The sequence below is a fragment of the Streptomyces sp. NPDC031121 genome (genome assembly GCF_055570615.1).
Genome location: NZ_JBVIGV010000010.1, coordinates 215,419 through 232,167, shown reverse-complemented (window position 1 = coordinate 232,167; position 16,749 = coordinate 215,419). Strand labels below are relative to the sequence as shown.

Below are 16,749 nucleotides of genomic sequence, written 5' to 3'. Positions count from 1 at the left end.
ACGGGCCATGCACCCGCACCGGAACAACGCGTTAAACCCATTCGGGTTATAGCGGGGCAGAGCATTTCACCCGATCGAGTAGGGGGTATGGCCGTCCCATGACTCAGCAACCGCTGCTCTTCCTCGACGTGGACGGCCCCCTCAACCCCTTCCGCTCGTACACCGCCGGGTTCCGCGGCTACACCAGCCACCGCATGCACCCGTCGGTGTGGATGTCGTTCCGGCGCCCGCACTCCCGGTCGGCCCGCCGTGGCCAGCGCGTCCGCCTGCACCCGGGGCACGGGGCCCGGCTGCTGGCCCTGCCGTACGAACTGGCCTGGGCCACAACGTGGATGGACGAGGCCAACACGCTGATCTCCCCGCACATCGGACTGCCCGGCGACCTCCCCTACATCGAATGGTCGGACTTGTTCCCCCATGATCCGGACGGGCTGTCCTGGAAGACCCGCATGCTTCTCGACTGGGCGGCGGGCCGCCCCTTCGCCTGGGTCGACGACATGATCAACGCGCGGGACCGGGCGTGGGTCGCCGCCCGCCACCCCGCGCCCGCCCTGCTGCTGCGGATCCACCCCCGACACGGGCTGCGCGACCGCGACTTCGCCGCCCTGCACGCCTGGGCCGACCGGCTCGGGCCGGCAGGGTCCGACGGGGTCACCCCGCCAGCGCGCTGACCGCGTCCGGCGAGGGGCGGCCCGTCGGCCACCAGTCCTCGGCTCCCGGCCGGGACTCGTACGCGTACCAGAGCCCGTCGCGGCCCAGCCGCAGCTGGCGCGTCCCGCACGTGAGCCGGTTGCGCTCCGGACGGAAGGAGCCCTGCGCGGCGGCGAGAAGCGCCGGGCGGGCCCGGTCGAAGGGGCCGGCCGGCGGATCCCAGGGCTCCTCCAGGGCGGCGAGGGCGGCCGGGCCGCCCTGCCGCCAGGCGGCCGCGGCCCGCGCCAGGTCCGTCGTGGTCCGCCCGGTGGCGCGCGCCAGCTCCCGGTACAGGGTGCGGGCCGGCCCGGTGAGGCCGGCCGTGTGGTGGGCGGAGGCCAGCCGGACGGCGTCCTGCCACAGGCTGAGCCCGCCGAACGGGTCCTCGCCGGTGGCCAGCAGCGCCAAGGCCCGGGCGGCCGCGTCCGCGGCGAGCTGCTCCAGGGCCAGCGGGTCGGGGGCTCCCGGTATCGCGGGATCGTGCGGCCAGCCGGGCGGCGCCGCGGGCGCGGCGGGGGCCGCCGCCGGGGCGGGCAGCGGCGGCAGCACCGTACGGGCGAGGGCCGCGCGCGCCGGGACGCCGGGGAAGCCGGCCGCGGCGGCGGGCCGCTCCCGCGCGGCGTGGGCGGCGTTGCGGCGGGTCAGCTCGGCGGTCAGCTCCCGCTCGCCGCGGCCGCGCAGCAGGAGCAGGGCGAACGGGTCCTCGTCGAAGAGGCGGGCCGCCCTGTGGCACAGCGCCGCGGCGTGCTTGCACGGCGGCCTGCCGGTGTCGGGGCAGGAGCAGCGCGGCAGGAGCCCGCCCGGCCCGGGCAGGACGGACTCCGCCAACACCTGCGGAACCTCCCGCTCCAGCAGGGCGGCCAACGCCGCCGGGTCGGCGGCCACAGCCTCCAGCAGGCCCTCCCACTCGGCGTCGGCGAGCACGCCGAGCGCCAGCTCCGTCCGGTACGGGCGGGCCCGGCTGCCCCGTACGTAGGCCACGATCCGGCCCGGCGTGACCGTGACGGCCTCGACGTGCCCCTCCGCCGCGTACGCCCGCCCCCGCTCCAGGCGTGCCGCGTCGGGCGCGGCCCGCTCCAGCGACGCCGCCCACGCCCTGCCCCACCAGGTGGCCGCCTCCGCACCGGCGGGGAGCGCGGCGAAGGTGCGGCGGCGGTCGTCCCGCGCCGTGGTCATGCGGGCCTCCGCAGGGACACGAGGTCGGCGAGCTCCCGGTCGGTCAGCTCGGTCAGCGCGGCCTCCCCCGACCCGAGCACCGCCTCGGCCAGCGCCCGCTTGGACGCGAGGAGTTCGGCGATCCGGTCCTCGACGGTCCCCTCGGCGACGAGCCGGTGGACCTGCACGGGCTGCTCCTGCCCGATCCGGTGCGCCCGGTCGGTGGCCTGCTCCTCGACGGCCGGGTTCCACCACCGGTCGAAGTGCACGACGTGCCCGGCGCGCGTCAGGTTCAGGCCCGTGCCGGCGGCCTTCAGCGACAGCAGGAACACCGGCACCTCCCCGGCCTGGAAGCGGCGCACCAGCTCCTCCCGCCGCGCGACAGGGGTGCCGCCGTGCAGGAACTGGTGCGGGACGCCCCGCGCCGCCAGGTGCCGCTCGATGATCCGCCCCATCGTCACGTACTGCGTGAACACCAGTACCGCCCCGTCCTCGGCGAGGATCGTGTCGAGCAGCTCGTCGAGCAGTGCCAGCTTCCCCGAGCGGTGCGCGATGCGGGGCCGCTCCTCCTTCAGGTACTGCGCGGGGTGGTTGCATATCTGCTTCAGCGACGCCAGCAGCTTCATGATCATGCCGCGGCGCTCCATCCCCGCGCTCCCCTCGATCACGGCCATCGCCTCGTCGACGGCGGCCCGGTACAGCGAGGCCTGCTCGCGGGTGAGCGGGACCGGGTGGTCCGTCTCGGTCTTGGGGGGCAGTTCGGGCGCGATGCCGGGGTCGCTCTTGCGGCGGCGCAGCAGGAACGGCCGCACGAGGGCGGCGAGCCGGGCGACCGCCGCCTCGTTCCCGCCGTCCTCCTCCGACTGGTGCTCCACCGGACGCGCGTGGCGGGCGCGGAACGCCGCCAGCGGTCCGAGCAGCCCGGGCGTCGTCCAGTCGAGCAGCGCCCACAGCTCGGAGAGGTTGTTCTCCACCGGCGTGCCCGTGAGCGCCACCCGCGCCGGCGCCGGGATGGTCCGCAGCGCCTTCGCGGTCGCCGAGTGGGGGTTCTTGACATGCTGCGCCTCGTCCGCGACGACCAGGCCCCAGGGCTGGGCGGCCAGCCGGGCGGCGCCGGCGCGCATCGTCCCGTACGTGGTGAGGACGAACCCGCCGGCCAGGCCGTCGAGGCTGCGGTCGCCGCCGTGGAAACGGCGCACGGGCACGCCGGGCGCGAACTTCTCGATCTCCCGCTGCCAGTTGCCCAGCAGCGAGGCCGGGCACACGACGAGGGTGGGCTCGGGACGGTCGCGGTGCAGGTGGAGCGCGATCAGCGTGACGGTCTTGCCGAGGCCCATGTCGTCGGCGAGGCATCCGCCGAGGCCGAGGGAGGTCATCAGGTCCAGCCAGGCCAGGCCGCGGGCCTGGTAGTCCCGCAGGACGGCCGTGAGGCCGGCCGGCGGGGGCAGCGGTGCGAGGTCGGCGGTGAGCCGGTCGCGCAGGGCGGCGAGCGCGCCGACGGGGACGGCCTCCACCGTCTCCCCGTCCGCCTCGGCGGTGCCGGTGAGCACGGCGGTCAGCGCGTCCACCGGATCCAGCAGGCCCAGGTCGCGTTTGCGGGCCTTGCGGACGAGTTCGGGGTCGACGCGCACCCACTGGTCGCGCAGCCGGACCACCGGGCGGTGGGCGTCGGCGAGGGCGTCCATCTCGGAGGGGGTGAGGCGGTCCCCGCCGAGCGCGATCTCCCAGGAGAACGCGAAGAGGTGCGCGGCGTCGAAGAAGGCCGTGCCGTCGATGGCGGAGCCGGGGGCCGCGGCCCGGACGGTCGCCGTCGCGGTGAGCGTACGGGCGAGCTCGCGCGGCCAGTGGACGGGGACGCCGGCGGCCGCGAGCCGGTCCGCGGCGGTGCCGAGAAGGTCCTCCAGCTCCGGGTCGGACAGGGCGAGCACGTCGGGCGCGGGCTGGTCCAGCAGCCGCAGCAACGGCGGCCAGACCCGGGCGGCCCGGCGCAGGGCGAGGACGGCGTCGATCCGGGCGCGGGGCCCGAACCCGGCAGGTGCGGCGCCCGCCCACAGCGCTCCGGCGTCGGTGACGAGCGTCGGGTCGGAGAGGCTGTGCACCTGGACCACGGCGGCCCCGGCCTTCCGGACCTCCGCCGGCAGGCCGCCGCCGGAGTCCGCGTCGCCGACGGGGTCCGGGCCGGTGGTGTCGAAGAGGCTGAACGAGGAAAGGTCCAGCCGCAGCGACAGCCCGACGCCCGCATCGGCACCGTCGGCGATGCGGGCGGCCCAGTCGCGCAGCGCGGGCACCCGCTGCGGCTCCTGCGCGGCGAACGGCAGCCCGGCGGCGGCGGGCGCGGCCGGGGTCCGCGGCAGGCAGTCCGCGACAGCGTCGAGGAACGCCCGGACCAGGGCCTCCGGTTCCGGCAGCGAGACGGGGCGGCGGCCGGGCAGCGGCACGGCGTGCCCCTCGGCGGGCAGGGCGGCGGCGACCGCGCGCAGCGCCGCGATGTCCTCGGCGGCGAGGGGGCCGACCCGCCAGGCGTCGGTGTCGTCGGCGGTGAGGCCGGGCAGCAGGCGGCCCCGGGCGGCGAGGGCGAGCGCCTGTGTGGCGGCGGTGGCCCAGGCCCGGGTGGCGGGGTGGGCGGCGGGGCTGCGGGCGGCGCGGACGAGCAGCGGCAGCGCTCCTGCCACGGGCAGGACCACGGCGGGGACGGCGCGGGTGCGCACGCCCCGGCCGTGCGGGCGGACGACGTCGATCAGCGCGGCCTCGGCGCCGGGGATCCCCGCGGCGCCGGGCAGGGGGGCGCCGTCCGGCGACCAGAAGGCCAGGCGGCCGCGGCGCGGGACCGGCTCGGGCAGGAAGACGGCGGCGTGGGGCAGCAGGGCGTACCGGGGCAGCTCGGGTGTGGCCACGCCTGCCTCCTCGCCTGCTCCGGCCGGGCCTCCGCCCGGGTCTCCCACCCGGCTCGACAACCGGGCCGGATCTGCTCTGCCGAGTGTAGGCGCGGGCAGTGACAACACTTCCTGAGCTGGCCTTTCACCGGCGCAGGGAACGCGGCCGGGGCGGCGGTGGGACGATGGGAGATCGAGGGCCGGCCGGGCCCGGAGCGACCGCCCGGGCGGGCCGGCGACGGAACGAGGCGATGAGGCGGTGGCCCATGCGTTCCGGTAACGAGCCCGTGACCGCCCGCAGCCCGCTGCGCCTGCGGTTCTGGCTGAGCCTGTGGGGGCTGCTGTGGGCGGGGGCGGGCGCGGCGCTGTTCGCACTGGCGGACCGGCCCGGCTGGGCGGCGTTCTGCGCGGTGGTCGCCGTGCTGGCGGCCGTCGACCTGGCGGTGGTGGTCCGCCACATCCGCCAGGGCCCGCACTGGCAGCCGGGCCGCGACGTCCCCCCGTACGAGCCCCCGACGGGCCCGCACCCGTAGCCCGCGCCGGGCTCCCGCCCGCCTCCGTCCCGCCTACTGCTCGAACCGGGCGGCGGCCAGGTAGTCGGGCTGCGGGTCGAGGGCGGCGGCGAGCCGGAAGTGCTTGCGGGCCTGCTCGTGGCGCCCGGAGCGCTCGTGCGTGCGGGCGAGCGCGAAGTGCGCGAACGCGTTGTCCGGCTCGCGCTCCAGCACCAGCTCGAACTCCCGCTCCGCGCGCCGCAGCTGGGCGGACGCGAAGAAGGCCCGGGCGCGCAGCAGCCGGGCCGCGGTGCTCTCGGGGTGGGCGGCGAGGACCGAGTCGAGCAGCTTCACCGCGCCGCGCGGGTCGCGGGCTGCCAGCAGCCGTTCGGCGGCCCGGTAGTCGATGACGTGCGTCTCCGGGGACGGGTCGGCCGGCGCGGCGGGCGGCGTGGTATCGGACACGGTCTGCTCCTTCCCTCTCCCCCGGCCCTAAACGCGGGGCTCGCGGGCGGCTATTCCGTGCCGGGCGCGGCGCCCGCGGCCGCGGCGGCCCGAGCCGCCAGCTCCTCCCACACGGCGCGGACCTGCGGTTCGAGCGCTTCGAGCGGGCCGTCGTTGTCGATGACGAGGGTCGCGACGGCGAGCCGCTGCTCACGGGTGGCCTGCGCGGCCATCCGGGCCCGGGCCTCGCCCTCGGCCATCCCTCGCTGGGCCGTCAGGCGGGCGAGCTGGGTGTGCGGTGCCGCGTCCACGACGACGACCAGGTCGTACAGCGGGGCGAGGCCGTTCTCGGTGAGGAGCGGCACGTCGTGCACGACGATCGCGCCGGGCCCGGCGGCCGCTTCGAGTTCGGCGGACCGGGCCCTGACCAGCGGGTGCACGATGGCGTTGAGTACCTTGAGCTTCTCCGGGTCGGCGAAGACGACCGCGCCGAGGCCGGGCCGGTCGAGGGTGCCGTCGGGGGCGAGGACCGACTCGCCGAAGGCCTCGACGACGGCTGCGAGGCCGGGGGTTCCCGGTTCCACGACCTCGCGTGCGATGCGGTCGGCGTCGACGACGACCGCCCCGTACCCCGCGAGCAGCCGCGAGACCTCGCTCTTGCCGGCACCGATTCCGCCTGTCAGGCCCACCCTCAGCATGCGCAGCAGCGTAGCCGCTGCCGGCGCGGCGCAGCAGCCCCGGCCCCTGCCGGACCCGACCCTAGGCCTCGCCTTCGCGTTCGGCCAGGAATCGCTCGAACTCGCGGCCGATCTCGTCGGCCGTGGGGATCTCCGCCGGTTCGGCGATCATGTTGCCGCGGGTTTCGGCGCCGGCCGCCGCGTCGTACTGGTGCTCCAGGCCGCGGACGAGGGAGATCAGTTCGTCGTCGCCCTCGCGGATCTGCCGGTCGATCTCCGTCTGGGTGCGGTGGGCCTCGGTGCGCAGGGCGTGCGCGACGCCGGGCAGGACCAGGCCGGTCGCCGCGGTGATCGCCTCCAGGACGGTGAGGGCGGCGTCCGGGTAGGGCGAGCGGGCGATGTAGTGCGGTACGTGCGCGGCGACGCCCAGCACGTCGTGCCCGGCCTGGGCGAGGCGGAACTCGACGAGCGATTCGGCGCTGCCGGGGACTTGGGCCTCGTCGAAGGGGCTGGTGTGGCCGGGCATCAGGTCGGTGCGGTTGCCGTGGGGGGTGATGCCGACGGGCCGGGTGTGCGGGACGCCCATGGGGATGCCGTGGAAGTTGACGGAGAGCCGGACGCCGAGCCGTTCGACGATCTGCCGGACGGCGGCGGCGAAGCGCTCCCACTCCACGTCCGGCTCGGGGCCGGAGAGCAGCAGGAAGGGCGCGCCGGTGGCGTCCTGGACGAGGCGGACCTCCAGGCGGGGCTCCTCGAAGGAGGTCCAGTGGTCGCGCCGGAAGGTCAGCAGGGGGCGCCGGGCCCGGTAGTCGACCAGCCGGTCGGCGTCGAAGCGGGCCACGACCTGGTGGGGCAGTGTGTCCAGGAGCCGCTCGACGATCTGCTCGCCGGTCTCGCCGGCGTCGATGTACCCCTCGAAGTGGTAGAGCATGACCAGTCCGGCCGAGTCCTGGGCGAGCGCCAGGTCGGCCACCGCCAGCCCCTTGGCGTCCCATTCGTACAAACCCTGTGGATCAAGCACTGTCACCGCTCCTCCTCGCCTCGTTCTCTGGGAGGAACGTCCGAGGGGGCCGCACCATTCCCCGTTCGGCCGCATTCGCGGGGCGGGAGCCCGGTCGGGCCTGGCCGCTGCCGGGCGGGGGCCGTCCGGGCCGGGGCAGCGGCAAGGCCCGCCCCCTCGGAAGGGGGCGGGCCTTGCGTTCAGCTCAGCTCACCGCCGGCTCGCGCCGGCGGCGCGGTGCGCTGCTGCGATCAGCTCTGGCCGCCGGCCAGCTTCTCGCGGAGCGCGGCCAGGGCCTCGTCGGAGGCCAGGGCGCCCGAGGTCTCGTCCGACTCGGAGGAGTAGGAACCACCCGAGATGCCCGCACCGGCGTTGCCGGCGGCCGGGGCGGCAGCACCCTCGGCAGCGGCGGCCTCGTCGGCCTCGCGGCTCTTGATGACCTGCGCCTGGTGCTGCTCGAAGCGGCTCTGCGCCTCGGCGTACTGGCGCTCCCACGTCTCCCGCTGGGTCTCGTAGCCCTCGAGCCAGTCGTTGGTCTCGGGGTCGAAGCCCTCGGGGTAGATGTAGTTGCCCTGGTCGTCGTAGGACGCGGCCATGCCGTACAGGGTCGGGTCGAACTCGACCGACGCCGGGTCGGCACCGAAGGACTCGTTGGCCTGCTTGAGGGACAGCGAGATCCGGCGACGCTCGAGGTCGATGTCGATGACCTTGACGAAGATCTCGTCGTTGACCTGGACGACCTGCTCCGGGATCTCCACGTGGCGCTCGGCCAGCTCGGAGATGTGGACCAGGCCCTCGATGCCCTCGTCGACGCGGACGAACGCACCGAACGGAACCAGCTTGGTGACCTTGCCGGGGACGACCTGGCCGATCTGGTGGGTCCGGGCGAACTGCTGCCACGGGTCCTCCTGCGTCGCCTTCAGCGACAGGGAGACACGCTCGCGGTCCATGTCGACGTCGAGGACCTCGACGGTGACCTCCTGGCCGACCTCGACGACCTCGGACGGGTGGTCGATGTGCTTCCAGGACAGCTCGGAGACGTGGACGAGACCGTCGACGCCGCCCAGGTCCACGAAGGCACCGAAGTTGACGATCGAGGAGACGACGCCGGAGCGGACCTGACCCTTCTGCAGGGTGGTGAGGAACGTCTGGCGGACCTCGGACTGGGTCTGCTCGAGCCAGGCGCGGCGGGACAGGACCACGTTGTTGCGGTTCTTGTCCAGCTCGATGATCTTGGCCTCGAGCTCCTTGCCCACGTAGGGCTGGAGGTCGCGGACGCGGCGCATCTCGACCAGGGAGGCCGGGAGGAAGCCGCGGAGGCCGATGTCGAGGATGAGACCACCCTTGACGACCTCGATGACGGTACCGGTGACGATGCCGTCCTCTTCCTTGATCTTCTCGATGGTGCCCCAGGCACGCTCGTACTGGGCGCGCTTCTTCGAGAGGATCAGGCGGCCTTCCTTGTCCTCCTTCTGGAGGACCAGGGCCTCGATCTCGTCGCCGACCTTGACGACCTCGTTCGGGTCGACGTCGTGCTTGATCGAGAGCTCGCGGCTCGGGATGACGCCTTCGGTCTTGTAACCGATGTCGAGCAGGACCTCGTCCCGGTCGACCTTCACGATGACGCCGTCGACGATGTCGCCGTCGTTGAAGTACTTGATCGTCTCGTCGATCGCGGCGAGGAAGGCTTCCTCGTTACCGATGTCGTTGACCGCAACCTGCGGGGTGGTGGCGGTGGTCTCGGTGCTGCTCGTCATGTGGGAAAGGGCTCCGGTACGGACATTGAAGTCGTAGGTACTGCTACGCCGGGAGCCCTTATCGGCATCTGCCGAAGAAGCCGGACAGCCAAGGAAGCCCGCCACCGGTGAAGGGGCAGGGCCTCGAGAACCGAGGGGACATCAACAGATGCAAGCGCAGCCTGCTAGGTCTGAGGAGCACAGGCTCGCAGCGCAACTTGTAGCATACGGGGGCGGCCGGACAGGGTCAATGCGCGAACGGGCACACCTCGGGCGGATCACCGCACAACAGGCACAATTCCTTGCCGGGCAGGCGCGGATGGCCTCCCCCGCTTCCCTTCCGCAGACTACGACGACGGGCCCCATGAACCAAGAGGACCACGCCTCCGAACGCGCGTACGATACCGCCGCCGCGGAGGATGCCGAGGCCACCCGCCGCCACGCCGGCGACGCCGAGAGCAGCCGGGCCAGCCGCGGCTGGTGGGACCGCAACGCGGACGAGTACCAGAGCGAGCACGGCGCGTTCCTCGGGGACGACCGCTTCGTGTGGGGCCCCGAGGGCCTGGACGAGGCCGACGCCGCCCTGCTCGGCCCGGCCGCCTCCCTCGCGGGCAAGGACGTCCTGGAGATCGGGGCCGGCGCCGCCCAGTGCTCGCGCTGGCTGGCCGCGCAGGGCGCCCGCCCGGTCGCCCTGGACCTCTCCCACCGCCAGCTCCAGCACGCCCTGCGCATCGACGGCGGCGCCGTCCCCCTGGTGGAGGCGGACGCGGGCCGGCTGCCCTTCCGCGACGGCTCCTTCGACCTGGCCTGCTCCGCGTACGGCGCGGTGCCGTTCGTCGCGGACCCGGTGGGCGTGATGCGCGAGGTCCACCGCGTCCTGCGGCCCGGCGGCCGCTGGGTCTTCTCCGTCACCCACCCGATCCGCTGGGCGTTCCCCGACGAGCCGGGCCCCGAGGGCCTGTCCGTGTCCGCCTCGTACTTCGACCGGACCCCGTACGTCGAGCAGGACGAGAACGGGCGGGCGGTCTACGTCGAGCACCACCGCACCCTCGGCGACCGGCTCCGGGACGTGGTGGCCGGCGGGTTCCGGCTCGTCGACCTGGTGGAGCCCGAGTGGCCGGCCTGGAACACGCAGGAGTGGGGCGGCTGGTCGCCGCTGCGCGGCCACCTGATCCCCGGCACCGCGGTCTTCGTGTGCGAGCGCGACGACGCCCGGGGCGGGGCCTGAGCCGTGCCCGTACGCACCGCGGCCCTCGACGCCCTGCCCGTACGCGAGGCCGTGCCCGCGCTGCTGTCCGCGCTGGACGGCCACGGCACGGCCGTGCTGTGCGCGCCGCCGGGCACCGGCAAGACCACCCTGGTCCCGCTGGTCCTGGCCGGGCTGGTCGGCGACGGCCCGCCGCGCCGGGTGGTCGTCGCCGAGCCGCGGCGGATCGCCGCGCGGGCGGCGGCCCGCCGGATGGCGTGGCTGCTGGGCGAGGAGGCGGGCGGCTCCGTCGGGTTCACGGTGCGCGGGGAGCGGGTGGCCGGCCCCGGCACGCGCGTCGAGGTCGTCACCACGGGTGTGCTGCTCCAGCGCCTCCAGCGGGACCAGGAGCTGGCCGGCGTGGACGCCGTCGTCCTCGACGAGTGCCACGAGCGGCACCTGGACGCGGACACGGCCGCCGCGTTCCTGCTGGACGTGCGGGAGGCGCTGCGGCCGGGGCTGCGGCTCGTCGCCGCATCCGCGACGACCGACGCGGAGGGCTGGGCCCGGCTGCTCGGCGGCGCCCCGGTGGTGCGGGCGGAGGGGGTCTCGTTCCCGGTGGAGACGGTGTGGGCCCCGCCGGCCCGGCCGGTGCGCCCGCCGCACGGGATGCGGGTGGACCCGGCGCAGCTGGCGCACGTCGCGGCGGTGGTGCGGCGGGCGCTCGCGGAGCGCGAGGGGGACGTGCTGTGCTTCCTGCCGGGCACCGGGGAGATCGCCCGGGTCGCCGGGCTGCTCGGCGGCGCGGGGGCGGAGGTCCTCCAGGTGCACGGCCGGGCGCCGGCGGCGGTGCAGGACGCGGTGCTGGCGCCGCGGGCCGGCGGCGGCCGCCGTGTGGTCCTCGCGACGTCGGTCGCGGAGTCGAGCCTGACGGTGCCGGGGGTCCGCGTGGTCGTGGACTCCGGGCTGGCGCGGGAGCCGCGGACGGACCACGCCCGCGGGCTGGGCGCGCTGACGACCGTACGGGCCTCCCGGGCGGCGGCCCGGCAGCGGGCCGGGCGGGCCGGCCGCGAGGCGCCGGGCACGGTGTACCGGTGCTGGTCGGAGGCGGAGCACGGGCTGCTGCCGGCGTTCCCGGCGCCCGAGATCCGGCTGGCGGACCTCGCGGGGTTCGCGCTGCACGCGGCCTGCTGGGGCGATCCCGACGCGTCGGGGCTGGCGCTGCTGGACCCGCCTCCGGCCGGGGCGCTGGCCGCCGCGCGGGCGGTGCTGGCGTCGGTCGGCGCGGTGGACGGCGCGGGCCGGGCCACCCCGCGCGGGGCCCGCATGGCCCGCCTGGGCCTGCACCCGCGGCTGGCCCGCGCCCTGGTCGACGGCCCGGCCGCGGCCGGCGCCGCCGGGCCGGGGATGGTGCGGCGCATCGCTGAGGTGGTGGCGCTGCTGAGCGAGGAGCCGCCGCGGGAGTACGGGGACGACCTGGTGGCGGCGTGGCGGAAGGCCGCCGCGGGCGGCGACGCCTACGCGGCGCGGTGGCGGGCCGAGGCGGGCCGGCTGGCCGCGCTCGCCGGGGCAGACCCCTCCGGAGCCGCGGGCGGGACTGGAGGCACGAGCGGCACGGCCGGCGTAGGCGGCACGGGCCGTCCGGGCGGCACGACGAGTAGGGGCGATACGGGCGGCACGGGCAGCACTGGCGGCGCGGGCAGTACTGGCAGCATCAGAGGTACGGGCAGAACGAGCAGCACTGGCGGCACTGGCGGCACTGGCGGCACTGGCGGCACCGGCAGCACCGGCAGCACCGGCAGCACCGGCAGCACCGGCAGCACCGGCAGCACCGGCAGCACCGGCAGCACCGGCAGCGTGACGGGTACGGGCGGCACGCCCGGCGGCCCCGGCGCGGGCAGCGGCCCCGGCGCGGGCAGCGGCCGCGGGGTGGAGCGCGGGCGGGTCGGGGACGACCGGTTCGCCGGGCTCGTCGTCGCGCTCGCGTTCCCCGAGCGGGTGGCCCGCCGGCAGGGGCCGGGCCGGTTCCTGATGGCCTCCGGCACGCGCGCAGCCCTGCCCGACGGCTCCCGCCTCGCCTCGGCGGGCGACTGGCTGGCCGTGGCGGTCGCCGACCGGTCCGCCGGCTCCGCCGACGCCCGCCTCCGGCTGGCGGCGCCCCTGGATGAGGAGACGGCACTGGCCTCCGCCGAGCATCTGCTGTCGTCCGCCGAGGAGGTGCGCTGGGAGGACGGGGACGTCGTCGCCCGCGCCGCCGAGCGGCTCGGCGCGATCACGCTCGCCGAACGCCCCCTGGCCGCCCCCGACCCGGCGCTCGTGCGCGCGGCGCTGCTCCGGGGCCTGGAGGCGGAGGGCCCGGCCGCGCTGCTTCGCTGGCCGAAGGAGGCGGCGGCGCTGCGCGAGCGGCTCGCCTTCCTGCACCGCACGCTGGGCGGGGCGTGGCCGGACGTGTCGGATGCCGCCCTCGTCGCCCGTGCGGAGGACTGGCTGGAGCCGGAGCTGTCGCGGGCCCGCCGCCGCGCGGACCTGGCCCGGATCGACGCCGGCGGGGCGCTGGCGCGCCTGCTGCCGTGGGCGTCGGGTGAGGCGGCCCGCCTCGACGAGCTGGCGCCGGAGCGGATCGAGGTGCCGAGCGGGTCCCGGATCCGCGTGGACTACTCGGGTGAGCAGCCGGTCCTCGCCGTCAAGCTCCAGGAGCTGTTCGGGCTGGCCGAGACGCCCCGCGTGGGGGGCGTGCCCGGGGTGCCGGTCCTGGTGCACCTGCTGTCCCCGGCGGGGCGGCCCGCGGCGGTCACCGCCGACCTGGCCTCGTTCTGGGGCGGCGGCTACCGGGCGGTCCGGGCGGAGCTGCGCGGCCGCTACCCGAAGCACCCGTGGCCGGAGGACCCGGCGACGGCGGAGCCGACCCGGCACACCAGCGCCCGCCTCAGGCGGTGACCCGCCGACCGCGCGCCTCCCGCCACAGCGCCGCCCCGAACAGCAGCAGCCCTGCGGCGGCGAGGCCCGCGGGGGCGTAGGTGCGCAGGGCGAGGACCTTCAGCCGGTTCTCGGCGACGAGCGCGACGGTGTGCCGGCTGTAGTCCTCGCGCATCTTCACGTGCCCGGCGAAGACGGTGAGCCGGCCCTCGGGGGCGCCGGCGGCGATGCCGCCGCGCATCTCCTGCTCGATGACCTGCTCGGCGTTGACGGGCGCCCCGGTGACGGGGTCCACCCAGAACATCGCCCTGGCCCTGTACCAGAGGGAGGTCCCGGTGGTCTGCTCGAAGGTCGCCGGGTCGATGCCCTCGATCGGCATCTTCCTGGGCAGGGGCACCTTCGTCCAGGGCACGGTCAGCTCGTAGTAGTGGACGCCGAGGCCGCGGAAGGTGCGCGGGCCCAGGTAGTGGACGGGCGAGGAGGTGCGCGTCTGCGCGTCGAAGTACAGGTGGTCGCGGGGCTGGGCGCCGAACGGCCACTTGAACTCGATGCCCTCGCGGCGTACGGGGTCCCCGTCGACGGACTCGCCGGCGGCGTGCACCGGCTCCTGCGTGTGGGCGTCGAAGACGTACCGCTCGGGGATCTGCGAGACCATCCGCCCGTCGGGGCCGGCGATGTGGGTGAGGGTGTCCCACACGACCACGTCGCGGCCCGTCTCGGCCGCCGCCCGCCGGGCCGCCTCCACGTCGCCCTTGAGGGTCTGGACGATCGTGACCTTGTCGACCTTCCTGGGCTGCATGCCGCCGGTGTAGTCGAGGAGGGTCGCGTCGCGGGCCTCCAGGACGACCGCCTGGTACTGGCCCGGGGGGATCCGGGCGAGGCGGGGGTACGCGTACCAGCGCAGCAGCGGTGCGAGGGCCGCGCAGAACACGGCGAGGGCGAGGAGGGCCAGCCCGGCGCGGCTCCGCATGCCGGGCCCCCTCACGGCTGCCCCGGCGCGGCGGGCGGGCTCGTGAGGAGGGGGTGCGGCGAGGTCCGGGCCTCGGGGGCGCCGAGGGCGGTGGCGGCGAGGACGAGGGCGACCGCGGCGGCCAGGCCGACGGCGGCGGCGAGGAGGGCGCGCATGCCGGGCCTCCGGAATCTGATGGAGTGTCAGAGCGGGGGCACCGTAGCAACGCGCGCGCGGGATGGGAACCGCCGGGCGGCCCCCTAACGGGCCGGGCCGGGGGCGGGCGCCCCGCCCGCGCTGCGGCTCGGACTCGGGCTCGGGCTCGGCGCGGCCGTCGGCCCGGGGCCGGGCTTCGCGGAGGCCGTGGGCGTGGGCCTCGGGCTCGGGGTGGCGCTGGGCGTCGGGCTCGGCGTCGGCGTGGGAGTGGGGCTCGGCGTCGGCGTGGGAGTGGGGCTCGGCGAAGGCGTCGGCTTCGGGCTGGGCGTGGGTGTCGGCGTCGGCGTCGGTGTGGGCGTCGGCTTGGGGCTCGGCGTAGGCGTCGGCTTCGGGCTCGGCGAAGACGTCGGCACGGGCGAAGGCCTCGGCGTGGGCTTCGGCCCCGCGGGGGCCGGGCCCGTGCCCGCTCCCCCGGCGTCCGGGACCTCGTACGCGCCGCCCAGGTAGTGGGCGTACCAGGACCGCACCGTCCGCAGGTACGCCCCGGAGTGGTTGTACGACAGCACGGCCCGGTCCAGGTCGGCCGGCACCCGCAGGTCCCGGCTGCCCGCGCAGAGGTAGCGCCCGGCTGCGAGGGCGGCGTCGTGGATGTTGTTCGGGTTGCGGCGGCCGTCGCCGTCCGCGTCCTGCCCCCACGCCGCCCACGTGGACGGAATGAACTGCATGGGGCCGACCGCGCGGTCGTGGACGGTGTCGCCGTCGTACGCGCCGCCGTCGGTGTCCGGGATGTTCGCGAAGCCGTTGCCGTCGAGGACGGGGCCGAGGATGGGCCGCAGCGTGGTGCCCGCGGCGTCGACGCGGCCGCCGCCGGCCTGGCCCGACTCGACCTTGCCGATCGCGGCGAGGAGCTGCCAGCGCAGCCCGCATGCGGGGTCGGTCCGCCCGACCCGCTCCTCGGCGAGCTTGTACGCGGCGAGCACGGTCGCCGGGATGCCCTGCGCCCCGGACAGCCCGCCCATGGCGACGGGACCGCCGCCCCCTTCGCCGTCGCCGGGGCCCCCGTCTGCGGGCTGCCGTACGGCCTGCGCCTCCTGCGCGGGCGCCGGCACCGCGCCGGGTCCGGCCGCCGGCGGCGGCAGCTCGCGGAGGTAGGCGCCGTCCCCGCCGCCCCCCGTATCGGCCGGCGGGAGCGGCGCGGCCGCGGCGGAGCCCGCGCCGGCGGCGGCGATGCCGCGGACCGGCCCCTGCGAGGCGGTCAGCGCCGCCGCGACGAGCGCGCACGCGGCGACTGCGGCGGCGCCTCTGCGCAGCCCGCCTCCCGTGGTGCGCGCGCCCGCCTGCGTCGCCGCCGGAGCCGGTATCCGAGCCGCCGACCGATCCGACATGAGCCGGTCCCCCCTCGTCCTCGACATCGGCGTGACCGTACGTCAACTCCCTTCACGGCAAACCTGCCTGCGTCCGGGCTTCACCATTTCCCCACGCCGCCTGCGGGTCGCGCATACTGTCCGGACCCGATCGTCAGCATTGGCCCGAAGTAAAGAAAAAGTCACCGTGTGTGACGCCGGGGACCGGTCAGAACAACCAGCAAGAGGTGCCGTGCCGTTCACGCTCAGCCATGCCGCCGCCGTCCTGCCTGCCGTCCGCCGCACCGGCCGGGCCCGCGGCCCGCTCGTCGCCTCCGCGCTCGTCCTCGGCTCGTTCGCGCCGGACACCTTCTACTTCGCGGACGCCGTCGTGGGAGGGGTGATGGCGTACGGGGCGTTCACGCACTCGCTGCCCGGGCTCCTCACCGCGGACGCGGTGCTGACGGCGCTGCTCGCCGGCTGCTGGCTGCTGCTGCGCGAACCGCTGGTGGCGCTGCTGCCGCGGGCCCGGCAGGGCCGGGTGCACGCCCTGCTCCGCGGGGAGCCCTGGCGCGGCGGCCGCCGGCCGGCGCTCCTCGTGGCGTGGTTCTACCTGTCGGCGGTGCTCGGTTCGCTGACGCACCTGGTGTGGGACAGCTTCACGCACCTGGACCGGTGGGGGACGAACGCCCTGCCCCGGCTCGGCGAGCCGCTCGCCCTCGGCTACCCGCTCTACACCTGGCTCCAGTACGGGTCGTCGGTGGTGGCGGCGGGCGCGCTGCTGTGGTTCGCGGCGTCGGCCCTGCGGGCGGCGCCGGACCGGCCGGCGCCCGCGGCGGTTCCGGTCCTCGGACGGGCCGGGGTGCTCGGCGCCGCCGTCCTGGTCGCGGGCTGCACGGCGGTCGGGGCCACCCTCCGCGTGATCCGCTTCTTCACCTTCCACGACCGGGTCCGCTCGCCCCTCGACATCATCCCGACGCTCTGCTTCGGCGGGGGCGGCGGGCTCGCGGTCGGCCTGCTGCTGTACGCGGCGCTGGTGCGGCTGCACCAGCGCCGGCCCCGGCGCCCGGCGGAGGAGGAGGCGCGGGAGCCCGTCCCCGCCGGATAGCGGGAACGGGCTCCGAGACGGCAAG

At 76.3% G+C, this 16,749-nt stretch carries 14 protein-coding genes; 5 read left to right on the top strand and 9 right to left on the bottom strand.

Going from position 1 to position 16,749, the window contains the following annotated elements; genetic code table 11:
• Window positions 1-98: 98 nt before the first annotated feature.
• A complete protein-coding gene (locus ACZ462_RS20555; RefSeq protein WP_467806597.1) occupies window positions 99-671 on the top strand; it encodes an HAD domain-containing protein in 573 nt (190 codons plus the stop codon).
• On the opposite strand, the gene ACZ462_RS20550 is transcribed toward ACZ462_RS20555, so the two are convergent.
• Both ACZ462_RS20550 and ACZ462_RS20545 read right to left on the bottom strand, forming a co-directional pair.
• A complete protein-coding gene (locus ACZ462_RS20550; RefSeq protein WP_467806596.1) occupies window positions 652-1,866 on the bottom strand; it encodes an SWIM zinc finger family protein in 1,215 nt (404 codons plus the stop codon). The genes ACZ462_RS20555 and ACZ462_RS20550 overlap by 20 nt on opposite strands.
• Window positions 1,863-4,739 (bottom strand): SNF2-related protein, encoded by a 2,877-nt coding sequence (locus ACZ462_RS20545; RefSeq protein ID WP_467806595.1) that lies wholly within the window; start codon window positions 4,737-4,739, stop codon window positions 1,863-1,865. The genes ACZ462_RS20550 and ACZ462_RS20545 overlap by 4 nt, the downstream gene beginning before the upstream one ends.
• Before the next feature lie 245 nt (window positions 4,740-4,984).
• On the opposite strand from ACZ462_RS20545, the gene ACZ462_RS20540 reads away from it, so the two are divergent.
• Window positions 4,985-5,251, top strand: a complete 267-nt coding sequence (locus ACZ462_RS20540) for a DUF6343 family protein (RefSeq protein WP_467806594.1) — start codon at window positions 4,985-4,987, stop codon at window positions 5,249-5,251.
• Window positions 5,252-5,284: 33 nt separating this feature from the next.
• On the opposite strand, the gene ACZ462_RS20535 is transcribed toward ACZ462_RS20540, so the two are convergent.
• From ACZ462_RS20535 to rpsA, 4 genes are all read right to left on the bottom strand, one after another.
• Window positions 5,285-5,674, bottom strand: a complete 390-nt coding sequence (locus ACZ462_RS20535; protein WP_467806593.1) for a tetratricopeptide repeat protein — start codon at window positions 5,672-5,674, stop codon at window positions 5,285-5,287.
• A 50-nt stretch (window positions 5,675-5,724) separates the two neighbouring features.
• Window positions 5,725-6,351, bottom strand: coding sequence for a dephospho-CoA kinase (gene coaE, locus ACZ462_RS20530; protein WP_467806591.1), 627 nt, complete (start codon window positions 6,349-6,351; stop codon window positions 5,725-5,727).
• 61 nt (window positions 6,352-6,412) lie between these two features.
• Complete coding sequence (locus tag ACZ462_RS20525; protein WP_467806590.1) at window positions 6,413-7,351, bottom strand: PAC2 family protein; 939 nt, start codon at window positions 7,349-7,351, stop codon at window positions 6,413-6,415.
• A gap of 230 nt (window positions 7,352-7,581) precedes the next feature.
• Window positions 7,582-9,087 carry a 30S ribosomal protein S1 gene (gene rpsA, locus ACZ462_RS20520; protein WP_114057109.1) on the bottom strand — a complete coding sequence of 502 codons (1,506 nt, stop codon included), beginning with the start codon at window positions 9,085-9,087 and terminating at the stop codon, window positions 7,582-7,584.
• Window positions 9,088-9,430: 343 nt separating this feature from the next.
• Between rpsA and ACZ462_RS20515 the strand changes: the two genes are divergently transcribed.
• Window positions 9,431-10,294: a class I SAM-dependent methyltransferase gene (locus tag ACZ462_RS20515; protein ID WP_467806589.1), complete on the top strand. Its 864-nt coding sequence runs from the start codon at window positions 9,431-9,433 to the stop codon at window positions 10,292-10,294.
• Window positions 10,295-10,297: 3 nt separating this feature from the next.
• On the top strand, window positions 10,298-13,189 hold the full coding sequence (locus ACZ462_RS20510; RefSeq protein WP_467806588.1) for an ATP-dependent RNA helicase: 2,892 nt from the start codon (window positions 10,298-10,300) through the stop codon (window positions 13,187-13,189).
• Here ACZ462_RS20510 and pgfA read toward each other — a convergent pair.
• The 3 genes from pgfA to ACZ462_RS20495 form a co-directional block, all read right to left on the bottom strand.
• Entirely contained in the window at window positions 13,179-14,138 is a 960-nt protein-coding gene (gene pgfA, locus ACZ462_RS20505; protein ID WP_467806587.1) for a cell envelope lipid trafficking protein PgfA, read from the bottom strand. The two genes, ACZ462_RS20510 and pgfA, sit on opposite strands and share 11 nt — an antisense overlap.
• Window positions 14,139-14,149: 11 nt before the next feature.
• On the bottom strand, window positions 14,150-14,293 hold the full coding sequence (locus tag ACZ462_RS20500; protein WP_467806585.1) for an SPW_0924 family protein: 144 nt from the start codon (window positions 14,291-14,293) through the stop codon (window positions 14,150-14,152).
• A gap of 84 nt (window positions 14,294-14,377) precedes the next feature.
• Window positions 14,378-15,685, bottom strand: a complete 1,308-nt coding sequence (locus ACZ462_RS20495) for a lytic transglycosylase domain-containing protein (protein WP_467806584.1) — start codon at window positions 15,683-15,685, stop codon at window positions 14,378-14,380.
• Between the two features lie 184 nt (window positions 15,686-15,869).
• Here ACZ462_RS20495 and ACZ462_RS20490 point away from each other — a divergent pair, with 184 nt between their 5' ends.
• The gene (locus ACZ462_RS20490) at window positions 15,870-16,724 is read left to right on the top strand and encodes a DUF4184 family protein (protein ID WP_467806583.1); all 855 of its coding nucleotides are present in this window, start codon (window positions 15,870-15,872) and stop codon (window positions 16,722-16,724) included.
• The last annotated feature ends 25 nt before the right edge of the window (window positions 16,725-16,749 follow it).